At 69.4% G+C, this 22,334-nt stretch carries 26 protein-coding genes and 3 pseudogenes; 5 read left to right on the plus strand and 24 right to left on the minus strand.

From position 1 onward, the window contains the following. Nucleotides 1-11: 11 nt before the first annotated feature. Nucleotides 12-454, plus strand: a pseudogene (locus tag FBZ90_RS25850) (transposase); the annotation flags it as partial. Between the two features lie 277 nt (nt 455-731). On the opposite strand, the pseudogene FBZ90_RS25855 reads toward FBZ90_RS25850, so the two are convergent. The 13 genes and pseudogenes from FBZ90_RS25855 to FBZ90_RS25915 form a co-directional block, all read right to left on the minus strand. After that, nucleotides 732-1,070, minus strand: a pseudogene (locus FBZ90_RS25855) (IS110 family transposase); the annotation flags it as partial. A 220-nt stretch (nt 1,071-1,290) separates the two neighbouring features. Next, a complete protein-coding gene (locus FBZ90_RS25860; protein WP_246130881.1) occupies nt 1,291-2,472 on the minus strand; it encodes a TraB/TrbI/VirB10 family type IV secretion system protein in 1,182 nt (393 codons plus the stop codon). 1 nt (nt 2,473) lies between these two features. Further along, nucleotides 2,474-3,442, minus strand: coding sequence for a P-type conjugative transfer protein TrbG (trbG, locus tag FBZ90_RS25865; protein ID WP_145736278.1), 969 nt, complete (start codon nt 3,440-3,442; stop codon nt 2,474-2,476). Then, nucleotides 3,439-4,137: a conjugal transfer protein TrbF gene (gene trbF, locus FBZ90_RS25870; protein WP_145736281.1), complete on the minus strand. Its 699-nt coding sequence runs from the start codon at nt 4,135-4,137 to the stop codon at nt 3,439-3,441. The genes trbG and trbF overlap by 4 nt, the downstream gene beginning before the upstream one ends. Then, nucleotides 4,134-5,279 carry a P-type conjugative transfer protein TrbL gene (gene trbL / locus FBZ90_RS25875; RefSeq protein ID WP_145736283.1) on the minus strand — a complete coding sequence of 382 codons (1,146 nt, stop codon included), beginning with the start codon at nt 5,277-5,279 and terminating at the stop codon, nt 4,134-4,136. The genes trbF and trbL overlap by 4 nt, the downstream gene beginning before the upstream one ends. Next, nucleotides 5,272-5,616: a putative entry exclusion protein TrbK-alt gene (gene trbK-alt / locus FBZ90_RS25880; RefSeq protein ID WP_145736284.1), complete on the minus strand. Its 345-nt coding sequence runs from the start codon at nt 5,614-5,616 to the stop codon at nt 5,272-5,274. Before trbK-alt ends, trbL begins: the two co-directional genes overlap by 8 nt. Next, a complete protein-coding gene (trbJ, locus tag FBZ90_RS25885; protein ID WP_145736286.1) occupies nt 5,613-6,341 on the minus strand; it encodes a P-type conjugative transfer protein TrbJ in 729 nt (242 codons plus the stop codon). Before trbJ ends, trbK-alt begins: the two co-directional genes overlap by 4 nt. Further along, entirely contained in the window at nt 6,338-8,767 is a 2,430-nt protein-coding gene (trbE, locus tag FBZ90_RS25890) for a conjugal transfer protein TrbE (RefSeq protein WP_145736287.1), read from the minus strand. Before trbE ends, trbJ begins: the two co-directional genes overlap by 4 nt. Before the next feature lie 2 nt (nt 8,768-8,769). Continuing rightward, entirely contained in the window at nt 8,770-9,036 is a 267-nt protein-coding gene (locus tag FBZ90_RS25895) for a VirB3 family type IV secretion system protein (RefSeq protein WP_145736289.1), read from the minus strand. Next, a complete protein-coding gene (locus FBZ90_RS25900; protein ID WP_145736291.1) occupies nt 9,033-9,341 on the minus strand; it encodes a TrbC/VirB2 family type IV secretion system protein in 309 nt (102 codons plus the stop codon). The genes FBZ90_RS25895 and FBZ90_RS25900 overlap by 4 nt, the downstream gene beginning before the upstream one ends. Continuing rightward, complete coding sequence (gene trbB / locus FBZ90_RS25905) at nt 9,338-10,354, minus strand: P-type conjugative transfer ATPase TrbB (RefSeq protein ID WP_246130882.1); 1,017 nt, start codon at nt 10,352-10,354, stop codon at nt 9,338-9,340. The genes FBZ90_RS25900 and trbB overlap by 4 nt, the downstream gene beginning before the upstream one ends. Continuing rightward, the gene (locus FBZ90_RS25910) at nt 10,347-10,832 is read right to left on the minus strand and encodes a conjugal transfer protein TraG (RefSeq protein ID WP_145736294.1); all 486 of its coding nucleotides are present in this window, start codon (nt 10,830-10,832) and stop codon (nt 10,347-10,349) included. The genes trbB and FBZ90_RS25910 overlap by 8 nt, the downstream gene beginning before the upstream one ends. A 2-nt stretch (nt 10,833-10,834) precedes the next feature. After that, on the minus strand, nt 10,835-12,811 hold the full coding sequence (locus tag FBZ90_RS25915) for a conjugal transfer protein TraG (RefSeq protein WP_145736296.1): 1,977 nt from the start codon (nt 12,809-12,811) through the stop codon (nt 10,835-10,837). A gap of 194 nt (nt 12,812-13,005) precedes the next feature. Here FBZ90_RS25915 and FBZ90_RS25920 point away from each other — a divergent pair, with 194 nt between their 5' ends. Together FBZ90_RS25920 and FBZ90_RS25925 are read left to right on the plus strand one after the other, a co-directional pair. Continuing rightward, nucleotides 13,006-13,632 (plus strand): DUF433 domain-containing protein, encoded by a 627-nt coding sequence (locus FBZ90_RS25920; protein WP_145615376.1) that lies wholly within the window; start codon nt 13,006-13,008, stop codon nt 13,630-13,632. Beyond that, nucleotides 13,629-14,060 carry a type II toxin-antitoxin system VapC family toxin gene (locus FBZ90_RS25925; protein WP_145736298.1) on the plus strand — a complete coding sequence of 144 codons (432 nt, stop codon included), beginning with the start codon at nt 13,629-13,631 and terminating at the stop codon, nt 14,058-14,060. The genes FBZ90_RS25920 and FBZ90_RS25925 overlap by 4 nt, the downstream gene beginning before the upstream one ends. A 21-nt stretch (nt 14,061-14,081) precedes the next feature. Here FBZ90_RS25925 and FBZ90_RS25930 read toward each other — a convergent pair whose 3' ends face one another. The 8 genes from FBZ90_RS25930 to FBZ90_RS25965 all read right to left on the minus strand — a co-directional run bounded on the left by FBZ90_RS25930 (nt 14,082) and on the right by FBZ90_RS25965 (nt 19,555). Continuing rightward, nucleotides 14,082-15,368, minus strand: a complete 1,287-nt coding sequence (locus tag FBZ90_RS25930; protein ID WP_145736300.1) for a DUF3363 domain-containing protein — start codon at nt 15,366-15,368, stop codon at nt 14,082-14,084. A 234-nt stretch (nt 15,369-15,602) separates the two neighbouring features. Then, nucleotides 15,603-16,181 (minus strand): lytic transglycosylase domain-containing protein, encoded by a 579-nt coding sequence (locus FBZ90_RS25935; protein ID WP_145736302.1) that lies wholly within the window; start codon nt 16,179-16,181, stop codon nt 15,603-15,605. Nucleotides 16,182-16,371: 190 nt separating this feature from the next. Then, entirely contained in the window at nt 16,372-16,890 is a 519-nt protein-coding gene (locus FBZ90_RS25940; RefSeq protein ID WP_145736304.1) for a S26 family signal peptidase, read from the minus strand. After that, nucleotides 16,887-17,372, minus strand: a complete 486-nt coding sequence (locus FBZ90_RS25945) for a DUF2840 domain-containing protein (RefSeq protein WP_145736306.1) — start codon at nt 17,370-17,372, stop codon at nt 16,887-16,889. The genes FBZ90_RS25940 and FBZ90_RS25945 overlap by 4 nt, the downstream gene beginning before the upstream one ends. Continuing rightward, a complete protein-coding gene (locus tag FBZ90_RS25950; protein WP_145736308.1) occupies nt 17,369-17,617 on the minus strand; it encodes a hypothetical protein in 249 nt (82 codons plus the stop codon). Before FBZ90_RS25950 ends, FBZ90_RS25945 begins: the two co-directional genes overlap by 4 nt. After that, nucleotides 17,614-18,252, minus strand: a complete 639-nt coding sequence (gene parA, locus FBZ90_RS25955; RefSeq protein WP_145736310.1) for a ParA family partition ATPase — start codon at nt 18,250-18,252, stop codon at nt 17,614-17,616. Before parA ends, FBZ90_RS25950 begins: the two co-directional genes overlap by 4 nt. A gap of 199 nt (nt 18,253-18,451) precedes the next feature. Continuing rightward, on the minus strand, nt 18,452-19,288 hold the full coding sequence (locus tag FBZ90_RS25960; RefSeq protein ID WP_145736312.1) for a replication initiator protein A: 837 nt from the start codon (nt 19,286-19,288) through the stop codon (nt 18,452-18,454). Between the two features lie 3 nt (nt 19,289-19,291). After that, nucleotides 19,292-19,555, minus strand: a complete 264-nt coding sequence (locus FBZ90_RS25965) for a helix-turn-helix transcriptional regulator (RefSeq protein WP_145736314.1) — start codon at nt 19,553-19,555, stop codon at nt 19,292-19,294. Nucleotides 19,556-19,840: 285 nt separating this feature from the next. Between FBZ90_RS25965 and FBZ90_RS25970 the strand changes: the two genes are divergently transcribed. Beyond that, on the plus strand, nt 19,841-20,530 hold the full coding sequence (locus tag FBZ90_RS25970) for a hypothetical protein (protein WP_145736316.1): 690 nt from the start codon (nt 19,841-19,843) through the stop codon (nt 20,528-20,530). Beyond that, the gene (locus tag FBZ90_RS25975) at nt 20,527-20,808 is read left to right on the plus strand and encodes a hypothetical protein (RefSeq protein ID WP_145736318.1); all 282 of its coding nucleotides are present in this window, start codon (nt 20,527-20,529) and stop codon (nt 20,806-20,808) included. Before FBZ90_RS25970 ends, FBZ90_RS25975 begins: the two co-directional genes overlap by 4 nt. A gap of 98 nt (nt 20,809-20,906) precedes the next feature. Here FBZ90_RS25975 and FBZ90_RS25980 read toward each other — a convergent pair whose 3' ends face one another. The 3 genes and pseudogenes from FBZ90_RS25980 to FBZ90_RS25990 form a co-directional block, all read right to left on the minus strand. Beyond that, nucleotides 20,907-21,515, minus strand: a complete 609-nt coding sequence (locus FBZ90_RS25980) for a DUF2285 domain-containing protein (RefSeq protein WP_246130885.1) — start codon at nt 21,513-21,515, stop codon at nt 20,907-20,909. A gap of 31 nt (nt 21,516-21,546) precedes the next feature. After that, nucleotides 21,547-21,675: pseudogene (locus FBZ90_RS28890) on the minus strand (transcriptional regulator domain-containing protein); the annotation flags it as partial. Nucleotides 21,676-21,879: 204 nt separating this feature from the next. Further along, a complete protein-coding gene (locus tag FBZ90_RS25990) occupies nt 21,880-22,170 on the minus strand; it encodes a DUF2285 domain-containing protein (protein ID WP_246130883.1) in 291 nt (96 codons plus the stop codon). Nucleotides 22,171-22,334: the final 164 nt, after the last annotated feature.

The following is a 22,334-nucleotide window of genomic DNA, read 5'->3' on the forward strand; positions in this document are numbered from 1 at the left end:
TCAACGGCCCCCGTGTCCACTTTATGCGCAACGTCCCGGCCCACGCCGGCAAGAACGGCCGGCGCGTCGTCGCCGCCTTCATCGGCACCGCCTTTGCCCAGGACGATGCCGCCGCCGCCCGGACACAGTGGCGCCAGGTTGCCGATCAACTCCGTCCCAAGGTTGGCAAGCTGGCCGCCCTCATGGACGAGGCCGAGGACGACGTGCTGGCCTTCATGTCCTTCCCCGCCGCCCACAGCACCAACCCCATCGAACGCCTCAACGGCGAGATCAAGCGCCGAACCGAGGTCGTCGGCATCTTTCCCAATGAGGAGCCATCACCCGTCTGGTCGGGGCCGTCCTCATGGAGATCAACGATGAATGGGCCGTTCAGCGCGGCCGATACATGACCCTGGAATCCGTCGCCGCTGTCGGCGATGATCACACCATCATGCTGCCAACTGCTGCTGCATGATCCTCCCGGCCAAACCCGCCGGAGAGCCCGATGCCCAGGCGCCTCTTACACCATGCCAGGGGACACGATCAAACGTAGCCATCTGGGCTGCTGCCGGACCACGTTGCGGGCCTCACGGCTCGGGCAGGAAGATCGACTGACGGTTTAGGCGGCAAGGACCTCAACGTTCAGGTGGGGATAACCAGTCCCGGCGTGCGGTCGGCAAAGCTCTCTGAACCGGTCGCCCGTGAAGAATCGCCCTGACCGGTTCAACTGGAGCTGATCAGGGCAAGTCCACTTCCGCCTTCACCTCGACAAAGCGCATCGTAGGCCGCGTCGCCGCTTCCGCGATCGCTTCCGCATCCCGGTCGTCGTTCTTTTGCGCTTTGACGTAGGGGCGCACATATTCCGGCGACATCAGTCGGACCTCATTTCCTTGCGCCGCCAACTGCCGCCCCAAGTGATGCGCTCCGCAGCATGCCTACATCGCCACCACTCACCCAGGCCATTGCCGAGCCAATCCGGCGATGCCCTCGCGCTTCAGCCGGCGGCGAAGCACAACCTGGCCTGCGGCGTTCAGCCCGGCGACGCTGCAAGAATTCTTGCCCAGATCAACCCCAAGAACCACGATATCCATCGGTTCCCTCCTTTTCCTCTCGCAAAGGGTCTGCGATCTTAACCGATCACTTCGAGAGGGGCGGGCCATCCCATAATCACGAAATGGCCCTTGGCCCGTTCAGGCCACATCATGAAGCAGACACACGACCGATAGAACTCCTCGTACGCGATGCGATGTCAGAGGATTCTTCTTGCTTAACCTGGTGCATTCATGTACGCGCCTGGATTGTCCGAGGCTTTCACTCCTGAGAGTACGGCCCCAGTACCAAATCGCAATTAACCAGCACACGCAGGGACAGCCCCGGCCGATCCGTGAGCGTCGGCTGCACGCCCAAATCCTTGGCGGCCAGCCGCTGGCCCACTTGGTTGGCGGCGTTGTCGCCGCTCTGGCGCACGGCCACCACGACGTTGCCGCCACCGCTGGTCTGGGTGTCGCCGTTGCTGGCCAGTTCGCCGGACACCCCCAGCAGTGTGGAAAGCACCATGCCGCGCAGCAGGCGGCTGGTGTGGTAATCAACCTCGTCCTCCAGGCCGGCATGGCCCTCCGTGTCGGTGGCCGGCAGGCGGTCCAGGACCAGGGATTTGCCGTTGGGCAGCAGCAGGCGTGTCCACACCACCAGGATGCGTGACTGGCCGTAGGTCACGGCGTTGTCGTACGTGCCCAGCAGGCGCGCGCCCTGGGGGATCAGAAGGAAGCGGCCGGTGACACTGTCGTAGATGTCCTCCGTCACCTGGGCGATGACCTGCCCCGGCAGGTCGGAGTTCAGTCCGGTGACCAGTGCCGCCGCCAGGACAGTGCCCGCCTGGATGATGTAGGGGGAGGCCGGCTGCTGCAGCCGGTGAGCTGTCATGGTCGCGGTGTCCGCCGGCCCCTGCAGGAACGCGCGCTTACGGGCCTGCTGGTTGGGGTCGCTGTCATCGCCAACCTCTTCGCCGGATGAGACGGCGCCGCCCTGCCCTGGCGCCTCCCTCACTTCCTGCGATGGGGTGGCAATATGGGCTGTCACGGTGAAAAACACCGGGGAGGCGGCGGCCTGCTGGCGCCGGCGGTTCCGCTCCTGCGCCGCAGAGTTCGCCGGCCCGCCGGGGCTGGTGAACGCCGGCATTGGCGACGGCGGCGGCAATACCGACGGGGATGCGGCAGGCGCCGCCGGGCGCCGGGTCAGGTCAGCATAGCCGGGCGGCGGCACAGCCAGGCTGTCGTCCGGCTTGACCTCCGTGGCGTAAAGCTGCTGGTCAGCCGTCAGCTTCGGCGGTTTCCAGGTCAGCGCCCACCATACCGCCACGACCACCAGCAGGGCCAGGACCGCACTGGCGACGCCCAAAGTGCGGCGTGACAGCCGCGTCACCGGCCGTGGCCGCGCCCGGAGCGCGAACGCCGCCGGATCCGCCTTGGGCGGAGGATTCTGGGTCGGGTCCATGTCAGCCCCGGCCGTCGATACGGGTGATGCGCACCACCTGCTGCGGATCGGCACCCAGGCGCAGTTCCGCGGCGGCGAACAGCCGGTCGACGATCAGGGTGGCGCCGCGCACCCGATAATTCACCAGTTCGGCCGTGCCGCCGTCCGGCCCCACCACGAACAGGGGCGGCATCTCCCCCTGGCTGATGCCGGCGGGAAAGCGCACATAGACCTTGCGGCCGTCATCGAACACCTGCATAGGCCGCCACGGTGGCGTATCGCCACTCAGCTCATAACGGAAGCGCAGGGCCGAGAGATCGACGCCATCGGCGGCCTGGGAGACAGCGCGCCCCTCCTCTTCCCGGTTGTGCGCCTTCAAGGCCACCAGGGCGTCGGCCGGATAGCGCCAGGAGACCTCGGCCATGTAGGTGGTGGCGGTGGGATGGGCCTCCAGGTGATAGCTGCGGCGGTCGGTCAGGATCACCAGGTTGTTCATGGGCAGGGTGGCGGCCAGGGGCTTCACCAGCACATGCACCTGTCGGCCCCCGCCGCTGCCGCTCTCACTGTCGCCGATCTTCCATTGCACGGTGTCGCCGGCGGCCACCGACTTCAATTCCTCCCCCGGTTCCAGGGCAATGTCCGTCACATGCACCGGCGCCACGTAGACCTGGTAAAGCGCCCCCTCGCTGTAGGGAAACACCTGCATGGCGTTGATATAGCCATCACGGGTGGGCAGCACCTTGGCGCCCGCATTGGCGGCCTGCACCCGCTTGGCCGGGTCCGCCGCCTCCGGCGTTGAGGTGCCTTCCAGCACCAGCGGTTTCAACTGGCCTGGCAGCGGCAAGGGCTCCGGCAGAGTGACGATCTCCACCGGCTTGGGCGGTGCCGGCTCCAGCTGAGCCGGCTGTGGGACGTCGTAGGTGATGGCCGGCGGCTTGTCGGCGCAAGCGGCCAAGGGAAGGCTGAGGGCCAGGCAAAGCCAACGCGTCATGGCGATCCTCCCGGCCCCAACTCCTGGGCCCAGTTGATGGCATCGATGTACAGGCCCAACGGGTTTTGCCGCAGGCGGGCCTCGGTGTGCGGCGTCTGGATCACCACCGTCAGGATGGCCGACCAGCGTTGGGGCGGTTGCGGCGCCCCGTCGTCAAAGGGATGCTCGACCCAGGCGATGCGGAAGGAGTCGGGACTGGCCCGCACCACGCTGGTGATGTCCACGGTCACGGCGTGCCGGCCCAGCCGGCCAAAGGGATCCGCCTGGCGGGCGTAGGCGTCCAGCGCCGGCTTGGCGCGGCTGGTGATCTGGCCATAGGCGTCGAGCCAAGCCTGGCGCACCACCACCGGGTCCACCGACAGGCCGCGCACCTCCGTGACGAAGCGCCCCAGGAAGTAGGCGATCTGGGCATCGCTGGGGCGATAGTCCGCCATGGCCGGCGCCACCGCCTGGACCGCCCCCAGCTTGTCCACCTCCACCACGAAAGGTGTCACCACCGCCCGGGCCCGCATGCGCACGTCATCACCCAGCAGCACGGCCGCCAGGCCGAAGCAGCCGAAGGCCATGAGGCGCCAGTTGGCCGCCTGCACCCGGGCGCTGCCGATGCGCTCATCCCACAGCTGCTCCGCCCGCTGGAATGGCGTCACCGGAGCGGGCGTCTCGCCATACCGGGCCTGTCGGCGGCGCCATCTCATGACCCGTCCCCCTTCAACTGGGGTCGCATGGCGGAACCCCCGCCGCCATCGTCGCGTGACAGATGATCGGTGGCACGCACCACCGCCTGCTGGCGCAGACGCTCCGCCCAAGCCGGAGGAGCGGAGGCGGGCGAAGAGGGCGCCGGTGGGGCCGGCGGCGGGGGTGGCGGACTTGCAGGCGCCGAGGGCACCGCCCCGCCCATACCCCGGCCCACGCCACCACCCGCCGCCCCCGCATCGGCACTGGCCGCGCGGGCGGTCATACCGGCGCCCCCGGCCGCCAAGGCCACGGTACCGGCCACCATGGCCACCGGCGCCGCCGCGGCCCCCAAGCCCAACTGCGGCGCGCCGGAGGTGAGGCCGCCCGCCAAGCGGTTGGCGGCGAAGGCCAGGCCGGCCACGGTCATGGCCGCCAGCAGGATGGTCATCGTGTCCTGCAGGCTCAGCTCCTGCGCCGGGTCGGTGGGCAGGATTTCCGTATAGAGCCGGGTGCCGATGCCGGTGATGACGGCGAACACCAGGATGCGGACGCCGGACGTGACCACCTGGCCCAGCACCGGCTCGGCAATGAAGGCCGTGCCCTTCCACAAGGCGAAGGGCACCAGGATGAAGCCCTTCAAGGTCGTCAGCTTGAACTCGATGACCGCCAGGAACAGCAGGATGGCCAGGATGAAGAAGGCCAGCAGGGTGATGAGAATGGCCACTGTCAGCAGCAACACCTCGCTCAGGTTGCTGAACACCTTGGGGAAGCCAGACAGGCGCTGGAACTGGTTCAGCAGCACCTGGGCGCCTTCGACGCCGGCATGGGCCAGACGTCCTGGATGCAAAAAATCCTGATAACTCAAGGTGGCACTGGATGCCTTCAACCCCAGCGCGGCAAAGCCATCGAAGATTGTTTTCGCCAGGAATTTCCAATTGTTCAGCAGCAGCGCGAAGAAGCCCACTGACAAGACCTTCTTGGCCAGGACTTGGGGTACCTCCTCTTCCCCCAATGCCCAGGCCAATCCGGCCAGGGTGCCGTCGATGCCGATCAGCACGGTGACCAGGTAACCGACGTCCCCAGCGATCAAGCCGAAGCCGCTATCGATGGTTTGGCCGTAGACATCCAGGAAGTGATCGATAACGGAGACATCGTTAGCCATGGGGTGGCTCCGTCTTTGGCGGCGCGGTCTGCGAAGGCTGGGCCGGAATCAGCTTGTCGGGAGTATTGGGGAAGATGTTCACCGGCGGCGGGTTATACTGGCCCGCGCCATTGCCCATGAACCGCCGCCGCTCGGCCTCATCCGCGACCGTGCAGCGGGGATCGTCCACCGCCTTCATGCCCAGATCCCGGCAGCGATCCAGTTCCTGGCGCAGCAGGGCATGGTCGGCCAGCAACTGCTCCACGGTGGGGTCGGCGGCGCGGGCCAGCAAGGCGATGGGACCGGCGGTGACAACGGCAGCGGCGGCCACCGCCGTGACGAGAGCGCGCGTCTTCATGGGGAGCCTCCAAACACCTGAACGGGTATCTGAGTATACCCCACCCCCACGCCCACGAACCGGCGCCACTCCGCCTGCGCGGCCGCCTCTTCTTCAGTGATACGCAAGGCCTCCGCCGTTTGGGCACGGGCGTTGGCGGCCAGCAGATCCTGGGTGGTGGCGAGCTGACGCACCTGCAGCGCCAGCAGCTGGTTGCCGGCCTGCGTGGCCTGTAAAGCGCCCACCGCCCCCTGGCTCTGATCCACCAGGGCCGCCATCTGCGCCTGATCGGCGGCACCGCCCTGCACCACCTGGGCCTGCACCGCCAGGGCCTGGCGATGCGCCTCCACGGCGGCGGCCCGCTGGGCATCGCCATCGGCCACCACCCCCGCCTGGGTGATAGCGCCGTCATAGGCGGGATAGAGGACCTGCATCTGCTGCTGCAGCCGGCTGACATCGAAGCTCAGCCGCTGGGCCTGGCTTACCAAGGTGGTCAGTTGCGTCATCGAGGCCTGCAACTGCGCCAGGCTGGAATAGGGCAACGTCGTCAGGTTGCGCACCTGGTACTGCAGCGACTGGGTCAGCTGCTGAATCTGGGTGACCTGGTTGTTGATCTCCTGCAACGCCCGCGCCGCCGCCACCGTGTTCTGCACCAGATTGGCATGGTCGATGACCGCCCACTGGGCCCCTGCCGGCGGCGCCAGCAGCAGCAGGCCCAACAGGGCGAAGGTCCAGCGCCGCCTCATGACCAGCCCTCCACCAAGTCCGCCGCCCAGGGCAGGCCCCGGGCGCGCAGCCAGGCCGCACCGAAGCCCTCCGCTCCCGCCTCGGCCAGCACCCGGTCAACCTGCGCCAGGTCCTCCGGCTGGGAGGTGCCGCAGATAGCGAGCGCTGCGGGGCCCATGCCCAACTCGAACAAACGGCAGCCGGCGGCCGACTGGAACCAGTAATCCCGCTTGGGCACGGCCTGGGCGATGGTGGTGATCTGGCGGTCGTTCAGGCCCAGGCGGACATAGGCCTGCCGGCTCTCCGGCTCCACCGCCCGGGCGTTGGGCAGGAAGATGCGCGACAGGCAGCTTTCGATGATCGCCGGCGCCACGGGGGAGTCCAGGATGTCGGCCAGGTTCTGGGTGGCGAACACCACCAGGGCGTTCTTGCCCCGCACCGTCTTCAGCCATTCCCGCAGCTTGGCGGCGAACAGCGGATCGTCCAGCGCCACCCAGGCCTCATCCACCCCGATCAGGGTGGGCCGACCGTCCAGCCAGCCCTCGATGCGATGGAACAGGTAGAGCAGGACGGCCCGTGCCGCCCGCTTGGAGCCCAGCAGGTCTTCCGTCTCGATGGCCAGCAGGCTGACGTCACTCAGGCTTTCCGCATCGGCGTCCAGCAACCGGCCGAAGGGGCCGGACAGGGTGTAAGGCTCCAGCGCCGCCTTCAAGGCATTGGATTGCAGCAGCGCCACCAGCCCGGACAGCGTGCGCTCCGGGGAGGGAGCGCCAGCCAGGCTGCCCAGCGCCGACCACACCATGCCGCGCACCGCCGGCGTCAGGGGCACGCCCTCCTGCCCCAGCAGGGTCTCGATCCACTCCGCCGCCCAGGCGCGCTCCGCCGCCTCGTCAATGCGGGCCAGGGGCTGGAAGGCGATGGCCTGCGCCCCTGCCCGCCCCTCGCCCAAGGCCAGGTCATGGAACACGCCGCCTGCGGCCCAGACCGCCGCCTTGGAGGACCGCCGCTTGTCGAACAGCACAACCCGGGCCTTGGGATAGCGGCGGAACTGCAGCGCCATCAGCGCCAGCAGCAGCGACTTGCCCGCCCCGGTGGGGCCCAGGATCAGGGTGTGCCCCACATCGCCCTGGTGGGTGACCAGGCGAAAGGGCGTCGCCCCGGCGGTGCGCGCCACCAAGAGCGGCGGGCCGTTCAGATGGGCGTTGCGCTCCGGCCCCGCCCATACCGCCGACAGCGGCAGCATATGCACCAGGTTCAGCGACGAGACCAGCGGCTGGCGCACATTGGCGTAGCATTGGCCGGGCAGACTGGACAGCCAGGCCTCCACGGCGTTCAGCCCCTCCTCCACCGCCACGAAGCCCAGGCCACGCGCTACCCGCCCCACCGCCCGCGCCCGCTCCGCCGCCACCGCCTCGTCCTCATCCCACACGGTGACCGTGGCCGTGAAGTAGCCATAGCTGACGGCGTCCGAGCCCAGTTCGCGCAAGGCCACGTCCGCGTCGAGCGCCTGGGCTTCGGCATCGCTGTCGACCAGGCGGGATTCCTGCTGCCACAGCACCTCCCGCAGCAAGGCGGCGATGCCCTTGCGCTTGGCCCACCAGTGCCGGCGCTTGGTCGCCAGTTCCTTCTGCGCCTCCGCCTTTTCCAGCGGCAGCCAGCGCACCACCCAGCGATAGGGCAAGGCCAGATGGTTCAACGCGTCCAGCAGCCCCGGCCAGGTGGCGTCGGGCAGGCCGCGCAGGGTCAGGGTGCGCAGATGCGCCCGGCCCAGCAGCGGCGCCACCCCCGGCGTCAGGGCGCAGTCGGGCAGCAGGCCGTCCAGGTGGAAGGGCACCGGCGGCACCGTCACCGGGTGGCGGCCGTGGGTGGAGATACAGCCGTGGAGATAGGCCAGGGTCTCGGCATCGTCCAGCCAGCGGCACACCGGCATCAGCGGCACCAGCAGGTCCAGCACCCGGTCCCCCTCCGCCACGACGGCGTCGCGCACCGCCCGCCAGTCCACCTCCCGTCGTTTGCCTGCCGTGTCGTAGAGCAACTGGCCGGCCTGGGCCGTGCGCTCCGGCGGCGGCAGGTAGCAGAGCGTCAGGAACTGCTCGCTCTCGAACTGCGCCCCCTCCTGGTCAAACGCCGCCCGGCGCTCCTCATCCACCAGGCGGGAGACGGGGTCGGGAAAGCGGCTGTCCGGGTAGCCGGTGGCTGGCCGCCGGGCCGCCTCGACGAACAGGGCCCAGCCCTCGCCCAGGCGCTTCAGCGCGTTGTTGACGCGCGCCGCCACCGCCATCAGTTCCGCCGCCGGCACCGAATCCAGGTCCGGCCCCCGGAACAGGGCGGTGCGTTGCAGGCTGCCGTCCTTGTTCAGCACCAGGCCCGGCCCGACCAATCCGGCCCAGGGCAGGTAGTCGGCCAGTTCGCGGCGCTGGGCGCGGTATTCGCGGAGGTCGAGCACGGTCAGACATCCAGCAAGAGGCGGGCGACACGCAGGTGGCGAGCGAACAATGGCAGGAACTGCGGGTCCTGGCGGGTCAGGAACAGGGCCACGCCATGGCCCGGGGCGTAGACCGCCACCCCCGCCAGCCACAGCTGCAAGCCCAGCCCGATGGCGGCGGCCAGCGTGCCCAGCGCGATGGCCAGGCCGCGCGGGATGCCGCCCAGCAGGATGGGCTCGGTCAACGACCGATGCAGCGGCACCAGCCAGCCGGGAAGATCGCCGGTCATGACACCAGCGCCCCGCCGGAGAAGCTGAAGAAGGTCAGGAAGAAGCTGGCGGCGGCGAAGGCGATGGACAGGCCGAACACCACCTGGATGAGCCGACGCATGCCGCCGGAGGTCTCCCCGAACGCCAGCGCCAGGCCGGTGCCGATGATGATCAGCACGGCGATGATCTTGGCGACGGGGCCCTGGACGGAGTCCAGGATCTGCTGCAGCGGCTGCTCCCACGGCATGCTGGTGCCGGCGGCCAGGGCCGCCTGGGGCAGGAGCACCGCGATGGCAACGGACCAGCGCAGGGGAAAACGCTTCATGACGAACCTCCAGGTTCAATGGGGATGGGCAGCGCCAGGGGGCCGGCGCCCAGGGGTTCCAAGGCGTAGCCGTCGTCGCCCTTGAGGCCGGCGACACGCCACAGGCCGGCCAGGCGTCGTTGCGGGCCCCGCCCGGCCAGGACGGCGATGAGGTCGATGGTCTCGGCGATGAGGGGGCGCGGCACCGTCACCACCGCCTCCTGCACCAGTTGCTCCAGCCGGCGCAGGGCGCCGGGGGCGGAGCCGGCGTGCAGGGTGGCGATGCCGCCGGGATGGCCGGTGCCCCAGGCCTTCAACAGGTCCAGGGCCTCGCGGCCGCGCACCTCGCCCACGGGGATGCGGTCGGGACGCAGGGCCAGGCTGGCGCGCACCAGGTCTCCCATGCCCATGACGCCCGGGCGGGTGCGCAGAGGCACCACGTTGGGCACCTCGCAGCGCAGTTCCCGCCGGTCCTCGATCAGGATAATGCGGTCGCCCGTCTGCGCCAGTTCCCGCAGCAGGGCGTTGGCCAGCGTGGTCTTACCCGTGCCGGTGCCGCCGACGATGAGGATGTTCCAGCGCTCGGCCACCGCGGCGCGCAGGGTGGCGGCCTGGCGGGCGGTCATGATCCGGGCGGCAACGTAATCGTCCAGGCCCAGGCCCATGGCCACCGGCTTGCGGATGGCGAAGGTGGGGCCGGCGACCACCGGCGGCAGCAGGCCCTCGAACCGCTCCCCGCCCTGGCCGTCGGCATCCAGGGGCAGTTCGGCGGAGATGGAGGGGCGGCCGCCATGCACCTCCTCCCCGGCGCAGGACGCGACCAGGCGGATGATGCGCTCCCCGTCGGCGGCGGACAGGCGATGGCCCGTGTCCGCCAGGCCGGCGGACAGATGGTCGACCCACAGCCGGCCATCGGGGTTCAGCAGGATCTCCACGATGTCCGGCGCGCGCAGCAGGTCGGCCAGCAGCGGCCCCAGGGCGCTGCGCAGCATACGGGCCGTGCGGGCGGCCACGAGGGTGGAACCGTCAGACATGGGCCGCCTCCGCCGCTTCTTCGTCTGGCGCCGGTTCGGCGTCCGCCCTGTCCGGGCTGGCGGCCTGGTGGCGCTCCGGCCAGATCTCGACGCTGATCTCCTGCACCAGGCTCTCGCCGCGCTGCAGCCGACGGCCCAGGGTGGCGATGTAGTTCTGGTAGCGCTGCGTGCCTTGGGCCTTGGCGGCGGCCTGGTGCTCGGCGGGGATGGGCATGGTCACCGACAGCCAGAAGCGCACGAACAGCGCCTGGGCCTCGATGGCGATGGTCAGGTCGCGCTCCACCCGCTCCAGCTGCCGCGACAGCCGGTCCAGGCGGCGGGCGTAGGCGGCCTCGCGCCGGTCCAGCGCGTCCGGCGACAGGAAGGAGGCCACCGCCGCCTCCACCAACTGCGACCGATGCACGCCCTGGCGCAGGGCCAGGGCGGTCAGCTGGTCGGCCAGCTTGGGATCGAAATAGCAGTTAAGGCGGCTCTTCATGGTCACAGCCCCATGCCGTCATCGGGGTCGAGCGCCGCCGCCCGGGCGATGGGCAGCCTGGCCATCACCCGCTGGCGTGGCCCCTCGTCATCGGGCCCGTCGTCGGCCACGGAAAACTCATCGGTGGGGTCCAGGGGCGGAGCGGCCTGTTCATGACCGGCAAGGTCCGGCTCCTGCCGGATGCCACCCTCCTCGTCCTCGGCACCGCCCGCGCCGCCGCCGGGTCCGGTGGGCTCGCCCAAGGCCGGCCGGCCCGACCAGTCGTCGGGCCGGCCCGGGGGGCGGTCGGGATAGACAGTGTCGTTGAGCACCGGCGCCGGCAGGACGCGGTCGCGCAGTTGCGGCTCCTCGTAATAGCGCAGCTTGCGTGCCCGGATGGGTGGCGTACCCGCCACCATCACCAGCTCATCGGTGGCCGGCAGTTGCATGACCTCGCCCGGCGTCAGCAGGGGGCGCGCCGTCTCCTGCCGGCTCACCATCAGGTGGCTGAGCCAGGGCGCCAGGCGGTGACCGGCGTAGTTGTTCATGGCCCGCTGCTCGGTGGCCGTGCCCAGGGCGTCGGAGATGCGCCGGGCCGTGCGCTCGTCGTTGGTGGCGAAGCACACCCGGATGTGGCAGTTGTCCAGGATGGCGTCGTGCTCGCCATAGGCCTTCTGGATCTGGTTCAGCGACTGGGCGATGAGGAAGGCACGGATGCCGTAGCCGGCCTGGAAGGCCAGCGCGGTCTCGAAGAAATCCAGCCGGCCCAGCGCGGGAAACTCGTCCAGCATCATCAGCAGGCGCCGGCACCGGGCGGGGTTGTCCAGGCGCTCCGTCAGCCGGCGGCCGATCTGGTTCAGCACCAGGCGGATCAGCGGCTTCGTACGGCTGATGTCCGAGGGGGGCACCACCAGGTAGAGCGACACCGGCCGCCCGCCCTCCATGAGGTCGGTGATGCGCCAGTCGCACCGCCCGGTCACCTTGGCCACCACCGGGTCGCGGTAGAGGCCCAGGAAGGACATGGCGGTGGACAGCACGCCGCTGCGCTCGTTCTCCGACTTGTTCAGCAACTCCCGCGCCGCCTGGGCCACAACAGGGTGCACCTGGTCGCCCAGATGCCGGGTCCGCATCATGACGCGCAGGGTGCGGTCGATGGGCCGGGCCGGGTCGGAGAGGAAGGCGGCCACGCCGGCCAGCGTCTTATCGGCCTCGGCATAGAGGACGTGCAGGATGGTCCCCACCAGCAGGGCGTGGCTGGTCTTCTCCCAATGGTTCCGCCGCTCCAGCGCCCCATCCGGATCGACCAGGATGTCGGCCACGTTCTGGACGTCGCGGACCTCGCACGCCCCCAGCCGCACCTCCAGCAGCGGGTTGTACGCGGCGGACCGGGGATTGGTGGGATCGAACAGCAGGCAGTGGGAGAACAGGGCGCGCCAGCCGGCGGTGACCGCCCAGTTCTCTCCCTTGAGGTCATGGACCAGGACGCTCTCCGTCCAGGTCAGCAGGGTGGGCACCACCAGCCCGACGCCCTTGCCGCTGCGAGTGGGCGCGAACACCAAGACGTGCTCCGGCCCATCATGGCGCAGGTAGCGCCGGCCCATCCGCCCCAGCATCACACCGGCATCGGCCAGCAGGCCGGCGCCGCGCACCTCCTCGGCCACCGCCCAGCGGGCCGACCCGTAGGTGGCCACCTGGCCGGCGGCGCGGGCGCGCAGGGTGGAGCCGACCACCGCCACCAGCAGGGCACCAACGCCGCCGGCACTGGCGATGCAGGCGCCGACCAGGAAGACGCGCGGGGCATAGGCGTCGAAGCGCAGCCACCAGAGGAAGAACAGTTCGGGGCGATAGACGGGGCTGGCGCCCAGGAAGAACCAGGGCGGCCCCAAGGCGGGGGCATGGCCCAAGCGCCAGGCCACCCACTGGGTGGCAAGCCAGACGCCGGCCAGCACCAACACCAGTGCCGCCGCGATCTGACCCCAGAGGATGCGCCCGCCGGTCATCTGTCCCGTCCCGCTTGATAGAGGCGGGATAGATAAAGAAGACCCGATTCAGGCTAGCGCAACAGCCAACAGCCGCCGTCGTAGGGCAGCGTAGAAATAGAAACGGCCGGCGGAGTGGCCCGTCAGGACGACGTCCATCGACTTGACATCAGCCAATGTAACCCCAAGTATGGGGCAGAGTTGGAGACCTCACTATGCCGAACATGCTCGAGTTCACCGCCGCCGAAGCCGCCTTCGTCCTGCGCGAACCCATCAAGGCGGTGCGCAAGGCCATGGACGAGGGGCCGGTGCAGGCCCGGCTGGTCACCAAGGCGGGCGGACCGGTGCGGGCCATCGCTTGGCGGGATCTGGTCTATCTCCACGCGGTCCGCACCCTGCGCGAGGAATTGACGCCCAAGGGCCGGACCGAGTTCTACCTGGCTCTGAAGCGGAGTCCTGCGGAGGGTACTCGGGAGGTACGGTTCGGCCGGCTGAGCGTGACAATGGACGCGTTCGAGGCGGAGGTCGAGGCGCGGGCGCAGGAATTGTCGGCGCTGGCCGACAAGGTCGAGTTCCGCGCCGATGGCGAGCCGTTGCTCAAGGGAACCGCCATCGAGGTGCATCGGATCGCGGCCCTGCTGGCCGGCGGCCTGTCGGCTGAGGAAATCCGCGACGATTATCCCTCGGTCACGCCTGCGATGGTGGACACAGCCAAGGCTTATGCCGACGTCCATCCCAAACCCGGGCGCCCCTATCCCCGGACGACGGTGAAGCGCGCCTTGCAAGGGGCCGGACTGGAAGCCTTGGATGAGGTGCTCGACGGCCCGGCCAGCGAGGCATGAAATACCTGCTCGACACCAACGTCTTCCGTGAGATCGGCAAGACAGCGCCACACGAGCATGTGAAGGCCTGGCTGGCGCAGGTGGATGATTCCGATCTGGCCCTCAGCACCATCACCGTGCGTGAGGTCATGAAGGGCGTGGAGAAGCTCCGGCGCACCAAACCCGACGTCGCGGCGGTAATCGAGACCCGGGTGCAGGCGAGCTTCGATGCCCTGGCGGACCGGATCCTTCCTGTCGACCGCGAGATCGCGGCCCTATGGGGCAGGTTGCTGGGCGCCAGCGAGAAACATACCGACGACACCGGATTGGCGGCCACGGCCCGCATCCATCGGCTGATCCTGGTGACCCGCAATTCCGCCAACGTGGCCGGGCGGGGCATCACCACCCTCGATCCCTACTCCGCGTCTCCCCGGATACGGCCCGCCTGACACCCCCTTTGCCCTATCCCGCTATCCCGGCGTAGGGCCACGACCCACGGGGAATCCCCAATCGGCGATCCAGTCCGGCTCCTGGGGTGAAACCACCAGACCTGTCCGATGGCGGGTCACCCGGACTGTGCCACGGACGGGCAAGCTCGAACTATTGAGGTCGGCACCCAAGCGCAGGTAGTGGGACCGCCCCTCCTGGTCTTCGACAACGATGAACGGTCGGCCCGTCAACTCATCGTCCAAGCCCTTGACGGTGATTTGACCGACGATGGGGTAGGCCGGTCCCTCTTGCCCATGGACCACCACGTCACCGACCGCACGGCCCAGTCTCTGGTTCAGGGTGCGGATGATGTCACCTCGTTGCCCCAAGGCACGCAGGGTTGGCTCGACGGCCACCGATAGCCGCCACTGTCCCACCCCCTCCACCGTCGCCAGCCCCAGAACCTGCAGGCGCTGGAGCCGGCCGATGAGCATCCCCTCAACGCCGCCTCCCTTCGGCCAACCCTGTCCGTCCGGCCGCAGGTCGATGACGCCGGCCTGGTCCGCCGCCGCGATCTGGGCCAAGGTCCGGTCCAGCTGCGTCCAACGCTCGGCCTCCACCTCCCGCGCCAGCTTGGTCCGGATCTCCCACTCCGAGCGTGGCCCCAGTTCCAGGGTGGCCAGCTCCTGGGCCCGAGCCCGCAGGCCCTGGGTGATGTAATTGCGGTGGACGACCAGGTCGCGCCCCGCCTCGTCCGTGCCGCGCACGATCAGATGGACGTGGGGGTTGTCGGTGTTCCAGTGGTCGACCGCCACCCACTCCAGCTTGGTGCCCAGGTCGCGCTCCATGGTCCGCACCAGGTCGCGGGTGTAGGCCCGCAGATCGGTGAGGTCGGCCGCATCCTCCGGGCTGACAATGAAGCGGAAGTGGTGGCGGTCGTCCGCCGTCCGGTTGACGAACGCCCGCACGTCGGCATCGTTGGTGTCCGCGCTGAACATCCGCGCCGGCTGACCGTCCTTGGTCACGCCCTCCCGGCGCAGATAGGCCAGGTGGGTTCCCAGCGGCGCCCCCCGCCGGCCGTGGCGGACGATGCGGGCCTTGACCACCACGCGTCGCCCCCGCCGGGCCAGCAGACCTCGGCTGAGCCTCCAGGCCATGCCAGCCCCCCGGCCGGCCATCCCACGCTTCGTGCGGGTGGAGACGACGCCCGCCTGGTCGCGCGCCACCAGCACCTTGGCCTTGAACAGGGGTGGCTGCCGCTCCGCCCGGAAGCGGCCCAGGCGGGGGCGCAGGAATGCGTCGGCATCGCGGTCACCACGGCGCGGCATGACGGCCCCGTGCCAGCAAACCCCAGCTAACCCGCCCCTCAGCGGGCGTAAGCGGCACGGCGCCCAAAACCCGGCACTGTCCCGACGCAAGGCAATCCGCCCCTGACAACCCGTAAAACCCACCCCACGGCACCGCCTTTAATCTTGCCGTCCGTCGTCCATCGGGCTTTCTGGCGTTGATCCCCCGCCCCTCGCCGCCCTTAAGCGCCCGGCCCACGCTGTCGCGCCGCCCCCTCACGGCGTGCTCCCGGCGTGGCTCAGCACGACGAACAGCCCCCGGTCCGGCGTCGACAGGTCCCTCGGGGCCTGGGTCCATCGCCCCAGCACCTGGGCGACATAGCGCCGGGTCGCCACCGGAAGGGGCTGGCCGGTGCGGTGGTAAGTCAGCACACGGGCGGGCCCGGCATGGTAGGCGGCCAGGGCATCCACGGTCCCGAAGCGCTCCCGCAACTCCGCCAGGAACGCTGCACCCGCCAGCAGGTTGTCGCGCACCTGATAGGCGCTGGTGCCCAAGTGCAGGCGGGCCCGCATAGCGGCCCAAGTCCCCGGCATCAGTTGCGTCAGCCCCATGGCTCCCGCTGGTGAGGTGACGGTGGGGTCACCGGCGCTTTCCACCGCGACCACAGCGGTCAGCAAAGAGGGCGGCAGGTGGACACGCGCAGCCGCCTCCGCGATCTCGGGGGCGATCTCCGGCGCGACCCAGACCGGCCGACGTGCGGTCGTCGTCACGCACGGCGGTGGTGGCTGCAACGGCGCGAACAGCGGGCTGGCGGTGGCGAGGCCGCAGGCGGCAGCCAGGGTCAGGACGGGCATGGCGGCCTCCAGGTCGATAGCGACGACGGGACGAGCGGAGCGCGGCCTTCAGCCACCGGGCTCGCCCGCGTCAAGGCCAAGCGCCGCTTGACCTTGACCCCGGCTGCGCGCGGCGGCGGACCGGAGGGCGGTCGGGACGACAGGATGTCGCCCCGGGGCCGAACAACAGGATGGGGAAGGACAGGCGGCGTCATGGGTCACGCCCCACCCAAAGCGGGGTCGCCTGGCCCAGGACGGCGGTCAGCGGCGTCGGGCCAAAATACCGGCCGTCCAGCGCGTCGGCGCGGTCGGGGTTCAGCAGCAGGACCTCGCCGAGGAACAGCCGCCGGCAGCCGTGCCAGGCGGTTAGCGGCCGCCCCTGGCCATCGGCCTCCCGCACTCGCGCCAGGGGGCGTCCGTCCACCAGCATCCAGCCGGCGCGGCCACAGACCTGCTGCCCCGCCACCGCCGCCACCGGCTTCAGCAGGGGCACGCCCCAGGGCAGGTAGCCGCGATTCGCGTAGAGGCGGGCCTGGGCGGCGTCGGGCCGCACCAACAGGAGGGTGCCGGGGGCCGGGCCGCCATCGCCCAGGGGGCGGACGCGGTAGAGGCCGATGGGCGCGCTGGCGGTGGCGTTCCACACCAGCGCGGGCGTGCGGCCGGGTGGGGCCAGGACCAGCAGCAGCACGGCGGCCAGGCCCGCCAGCAAGGGGAAGGTCCGGCGCGTCATGCCCCCACCCCCCGGCGCCGGCACCAGGCGGCATGCTGATCCCGGCCGTAGCGCCGGGGGGCCTGCCCGCAGGCCAGGCGGTTGTGGGCATGGCGCCAATAGTCCGGCGCCACCGCCGCCGGATCGAAGCCGTCCGCCTCCAGCATGTCGATCAGTTCCAGCGTGCGCTTCACCCGGGGCCAGCCCGATAGACGCAGCAGGCTGTCACCGCCAGGGGTGATGCCGGGCACGGTGACGCGCCCCTCCCCCGCCGCGCAGGCCCGCAGGATGTCGATGCGGGAGAGGACGGTGCCGTGGGCGTTGCCCTCCCACCGCACGTAGCCGAACACGGCCCCGGGGGCGAAGAACAGCAGGCGCCGCCGCCGGTCCAGCACCTGGTCCGCCACCGGATGACCGAAGCGCAGCCAGCGCTCGATCCAGTCGCGGTGGAACACCAGTTCCACGCTGGTCAGGGGGCTGGTCAGGGAAGCCGACGCGGTCATGACGGCCCCGCTCCGGCGCCGAAGCGCTCCTCCAGCATCGTCCGCAGCAGGTCGGCCACGGTGATACCCTGGTGAAAGGCCGCGACCTTGATGCGGCCGCGCAAGGCCGGCGTGACGTCGATGGTCAGGCGGGCGCTGTAGGCCTCGGCCTTGGGTGCAGCGCGGCCCTTGCCGTCGCCATCGACCCAGCGTTGGGCATCGTCGCGCGGGCGGGCACCGAGGACGGGGGCGGGCCGCCGGGTCATGGCCGCCCCCGCAGCACCTCGGCGGCCAGCGCTGCCACCTCGCGCACCGCCGGCGACGCCCGGTCGATCTCCCGCGCCAGCAGGCCGGACCCCGCCGCCTCGGCGTAGATCACCCGTTGGGCCAGGCTGGCCTCCAGCGCCGGCACGCCCAGGCTGGCGATGGCGCGCTGGACCTCCCGGGCGATGCGGGTGCGCACCACACGGCGGTTGACGACGAAGTGGGCCTTCAGCTCCGGCCGGTAGACACGGGCCTCGGCCACCAGGTCCAGCATGGCCTGGCTGGCCCAGACGTCGAAGCCGGACGGCTGCACCGGCACCAGCACGCGCTCCGCCGCCAGCAGGGCGGAGCGCACCAGGGCGGTGGTGCGTGGCGGCCCGTCGATGACGACGTGGGTGATGCCCCGCGCCAGGTCCGGCACCTCGCGGTGCAGGGTCTCCCGCGCCAAGCCCACCATGCCAAACAGCCGGCGGCGCCCCGCCCGTGCCCGCTGTTCCGCCCAGTCCTGGGCGGAGGCCTGGGGATCGGCGTCGACCAGCAGCACCGACGCCCCGGCCCGCGCCCACTCCCCGGCCAGATGCAGGGCCAAGGTGGTCTTGCCCGCCCCGCCCTTCTGCGTCAGCACGGCGACGATCATGGCCGCCTCGCGCGCGGGCGCGGCCGTAGGGCACTACCCTCAACAACAACCAAGAGTCTATTAAGAGTCATAGAGTCAGGGATTCGGCCAGGGCGAATTCGCAAGCTCTGCCAATGGCTTGCCGACCACCCCCACGCCTGATCCACCGTCGAATCACGCCTGATCCACCGTGGCGGCACGCCTGATCCACCGAGAGGATTCACAGCCCACCCTCCCCGTCTGTGGATAAAACCCCCGCCTTATCCCCAGGCACCACAGCGGCACTGTGGACGGGCTCGGTGGATCGGGCGGCGTGCAGGGCCTCCCGCCCGTGGTGTCGCACCAGGGTCAGGACATAGCCCGCCAATACGCCCCGGCGCGCGATCCCCCTCAGGTCCGCGATGAAATCGACCGGGCGCGCCAGGCTGCCGGACCGGGCCTGGAGGTCGGCCAGAGCGATGGTCCAGCCGGTGGATAACCCGGCATGCCGGCGCAGCAGGCGCCACAGCCAGCGTTCCACCCCGCCGGTCAGCCGCAGATAGGCGCGGTCGATCCGCAGCACCCGGCGGCGGACGACAACCGCCGTCCACAGCCATTCCGGTAGCAGAATGATCAAGCCTTCGCCGTCAACGGTCCAGCGCTCGATCCAGTGGAAGCGGTGACCCTCGGCGGTGGGGACGCCCAGGGTGGTCTCCACCTCGCTGGCCACCAGTCGGTCCAGCGCCTGGGCCAGGGCGGCATATTGCGCCCGGCCCGTGCCGCGCCCGAGGAAGCGTAAAACCTGAAACGCGGGTGCGCGTAAAAGCGGCGCTGGTTCCAGCCCCTGATCACGCCCCTCGGCCAGTTGCGAAACGGCCCAGATCAACAGGTCGGCATCCCAGAGGGTGGCAAGGCCCGGCCCGCCGGCCGGGGTCGACACCCGCAACTGGGCACCCGCCCGCCGGTGCGACAGCGGCCGATGCCGGGGCCGCTTGGATAAGGAAAAACAAGGCCAGACCATCAGGTCGATGGCATCGCGCACCGGGGCACCGGCGTGGATGGCGGGAAAGCCGCGCATGGGTCATCGCCTTCCCAACGACGCGGCCTGACGCGGCGGCCGGACGGTGGTGGGGGTGACGTCGGTGGTGGAGGTCCGCCGGCCCTGGTCGGCCCAGCGCTGCAGATCGTCGACGGCGTAGATCACGCGTCCACCGATCTTGCGATAGACCGGCCCGGTGCCGAAGGTGCGGTGCTTCTCCAGCGTGCGGCCGGACAGCCCCAGAAGCCGGGCGGCCTCGGGCGTGCGCAGATAGCGCGGCGGCAGGGAAGGATAAGGATCGAGCATGGGCGCACCCCGGCATGGCCAGGCGGCCCACCGGGAACGGGGCCGCATCACCGGCAAGCATCGGCGGGCCGCCACCCCCTTGGGGATGGACGAAGATCGGGGGGTGCGGAAAACGTCCACCCCGGCATCGGCGCGGGACGACCTGCCCGTAAGGGGAAGACGCCGGCCAAGCGCCTCATGCCTTCGGCAGAGGGCCGCATGGACAGCTTGCCGATACACGGGCGGCGCGTATTTGATTACGCGGGACAACGGTCCCGCCGTTCGGTTCAGCCGAGGAGCGCGAAGATGGCGGAAACCCTGACCGTGAGCCACCGCTGGCTCCGGGACGATGCCATGGCCTTGCTCTTGAGCGAGGCGTCCTGTGACTTTGGCATGCTCAACCAGACGCCCGATCCGCAGAAAGCCCGCGCGCTGGTGGCGGGCCTCTGCCTCATCCGCATGAGCGACAACTTCCGTTTCGCATTCGAGAAGGAACTGGACACCTTGCGGCATACCCCCGGCTGGGGGCCGTTCTATTCCTGGATGATCATGACCAAGTTCCAGGTGACGGAGAATCCGGACGAATACCCATTCTCCCTCACCGACCGGGAATTCGATTACTACGCCACCAAGGAGTTCAGCGGCAAGATCGGCGACGTCCAGGGCATCTACAAGCCGCCCAACTTCTATACCGCCTTGGGCCAGGACATCGGCACCTTCTTTATCAGTGTCGGTGTAGGAATGGCGGCCACCGCTCTAATCCCCGAGGCTGCAGGCGTCGCAGCCTTGAGCAGAACCGTCCTTGGGACAGCCGCCGCAAAAGCGGCAGCCAGCAGCGGACCTACTTTTGGCGTCACCACCACAAGATCGGCCGTGAGCGGTTTTGCGACTGGGCTGGCATCCCGCTTGTTGCCTGGCAACACCTGGGCTGCGGCGCGTTCTAACCGGCTATGGCCTCGTTATCTCGCGGAGTACAATCGAAGGCTGTTGCGATGAGCATCTTGGCTTTCCGCAGTTGGGTCGCCCGGTATGGACGCTGGTTGACGGTGGCCGGCTGGTTTCTGGCCTTTTTTAGTCAAGCCGACAAACGGTATGAGTACACCGTTCTCGGGTTGATCATCGCCTCGATAGGCGCATGGGGCCTGTTATTGCACGCCGACATGCCGGGCAAGTCCTTTGGTTATCGGCGCCCTTTCCTGAACCTTTTGCTGTGGATGGCCATCGCCTTGACCATATTGTACGTGTGCCTGTTCTATGCAGTTGAGAGGCCATAACGAAAGCCCCTCCCCACTGGTGGGTAATGGCCACTACATCGAGCTGACCTTGCTCAGCATCTGGCTGTTCTTTGCGGTGCAAGCTGACTGCGGCGCCGTCAGCGCCTTAACAGGGCGCGATAGTCGCCATTGACCAAGCGGCGCCCCGTCGCCAGCAATCTCCGCACCTGGGCCCTCATCGGACTGTCGGACCAATCCGCTGGCACCGCTCCCCACAATGCCGCCGCCACCTCCCGGCCGGATGCCCCGGCGGCGGCCAGGTCCAGCGCCCAGAGCATGAAGGTGGATTCCAGCGTGCGGCCGGTCGGCTTGAGAGCCGGCACAGGCGGCGCCCGGGTGATGCGCGGGTTCTGGGCATAGCGCCAGAATGCCAGCGTTGAGGCCAATCGCTGGGGATGCCAGGCGTCAAACAGAGGCTGGGGGGCCAAGGCGGCACGGGCGGCAGGCGGGTCCGGGCCTGGCAGCAGCAGGTGGTGCGCCAACCCCGGGCGGGGCGAGACGATCAACTGATAGCCATCGGGGGTCAGCAAGGCAGCCTGGCGACCGCCCCATCGATCCGGGTCAAAGTGGATCAAGCACCCGGCGGCCAGGGGGGCCGGGGTCAACCGCACCAGACGAACCAGAACGTCGGCGCGCCAGAACACGAACGCTTCCCGGGCTGTCAGGGCGGGGTCGGCCAGGACATCGCAGCCCCCAGCGGGCGCCACGGTCAAACGGGATCACGGTTGCGGGTTCCGCCTTTTCAGCCTGGTGGTCCGCCTGGTAGGCGGCCGAACGGCGCAGGAATTCCCAGGCGAGCCCGTCATCGTCCAGGCCCTCGATATAGCGGTAGTCGGCGTCGAGGCGTTCTCGCTTAAACGGGCGCATAGCCCTCTCCGTGCATCGTTAGCGCGGATCAGTGGAGGCACCTTCCCCAACAAACAATGCCCAGCGCGAAGCGTCGTGTCTAGATCAACGGGTGTAGGTCCCACGGGCCGAATTGGGACGCGATTGGGACGCGTTTGACCTGAAGAGGCTCCCCCTGCCCCCAAAGGCGTAGAGCCGTGGATCCGTAAAAACGGCTCCACGGATTTACTCCACCCGGCGGTCCCGCCCACTTTTATGCAGTTGCTCACGCCCATGCTCGGCCATCCAGCGTGCCCGAGCCAGATGGCTGTCGTAAGCGCGCAAGGCTTTGGCCCGGTCCCCTTGCGAATTGATTTGCAAGACTTCCCGGATGATGTCGTCGATGGCCCTGCCATCCCGTACCGCGTCCAGCAGCATCAGGTAGGTCGCAAAATGCTTACGGTCGTAGTCGGTGATCGTGGTGTCGCTCGGCGCCAGATCGGCCACCGGCCCTGGATTCACGGGGGATCGGGTCACGGATTGGGGCCCCTTGCTGATGGGACAGGTGGTCCTGCTTCTCCGCTGGGAGTATGCCATGGGCGCCCCCGCCCGGCGAAGGCGCGTTCGGGGGACGAACAGGTCAAGACGCCACGTCTGCGTATTATAGTACGTCGCATTAGAATACGCGATCCTGCTCCATC

The sequence above is a fragment of the Nitrospirillum pindoramense genome, from assembly GCF_007827955.1.
In the GTDB taxonomy this organism is placed as follows: domain Bacteria; phylum Pseudomonadota; class Alphaproteobacteria; order Azospirillales; family Azospirillaceae; genus Nitrospirillum; species Nitrospirillum amazonense_B.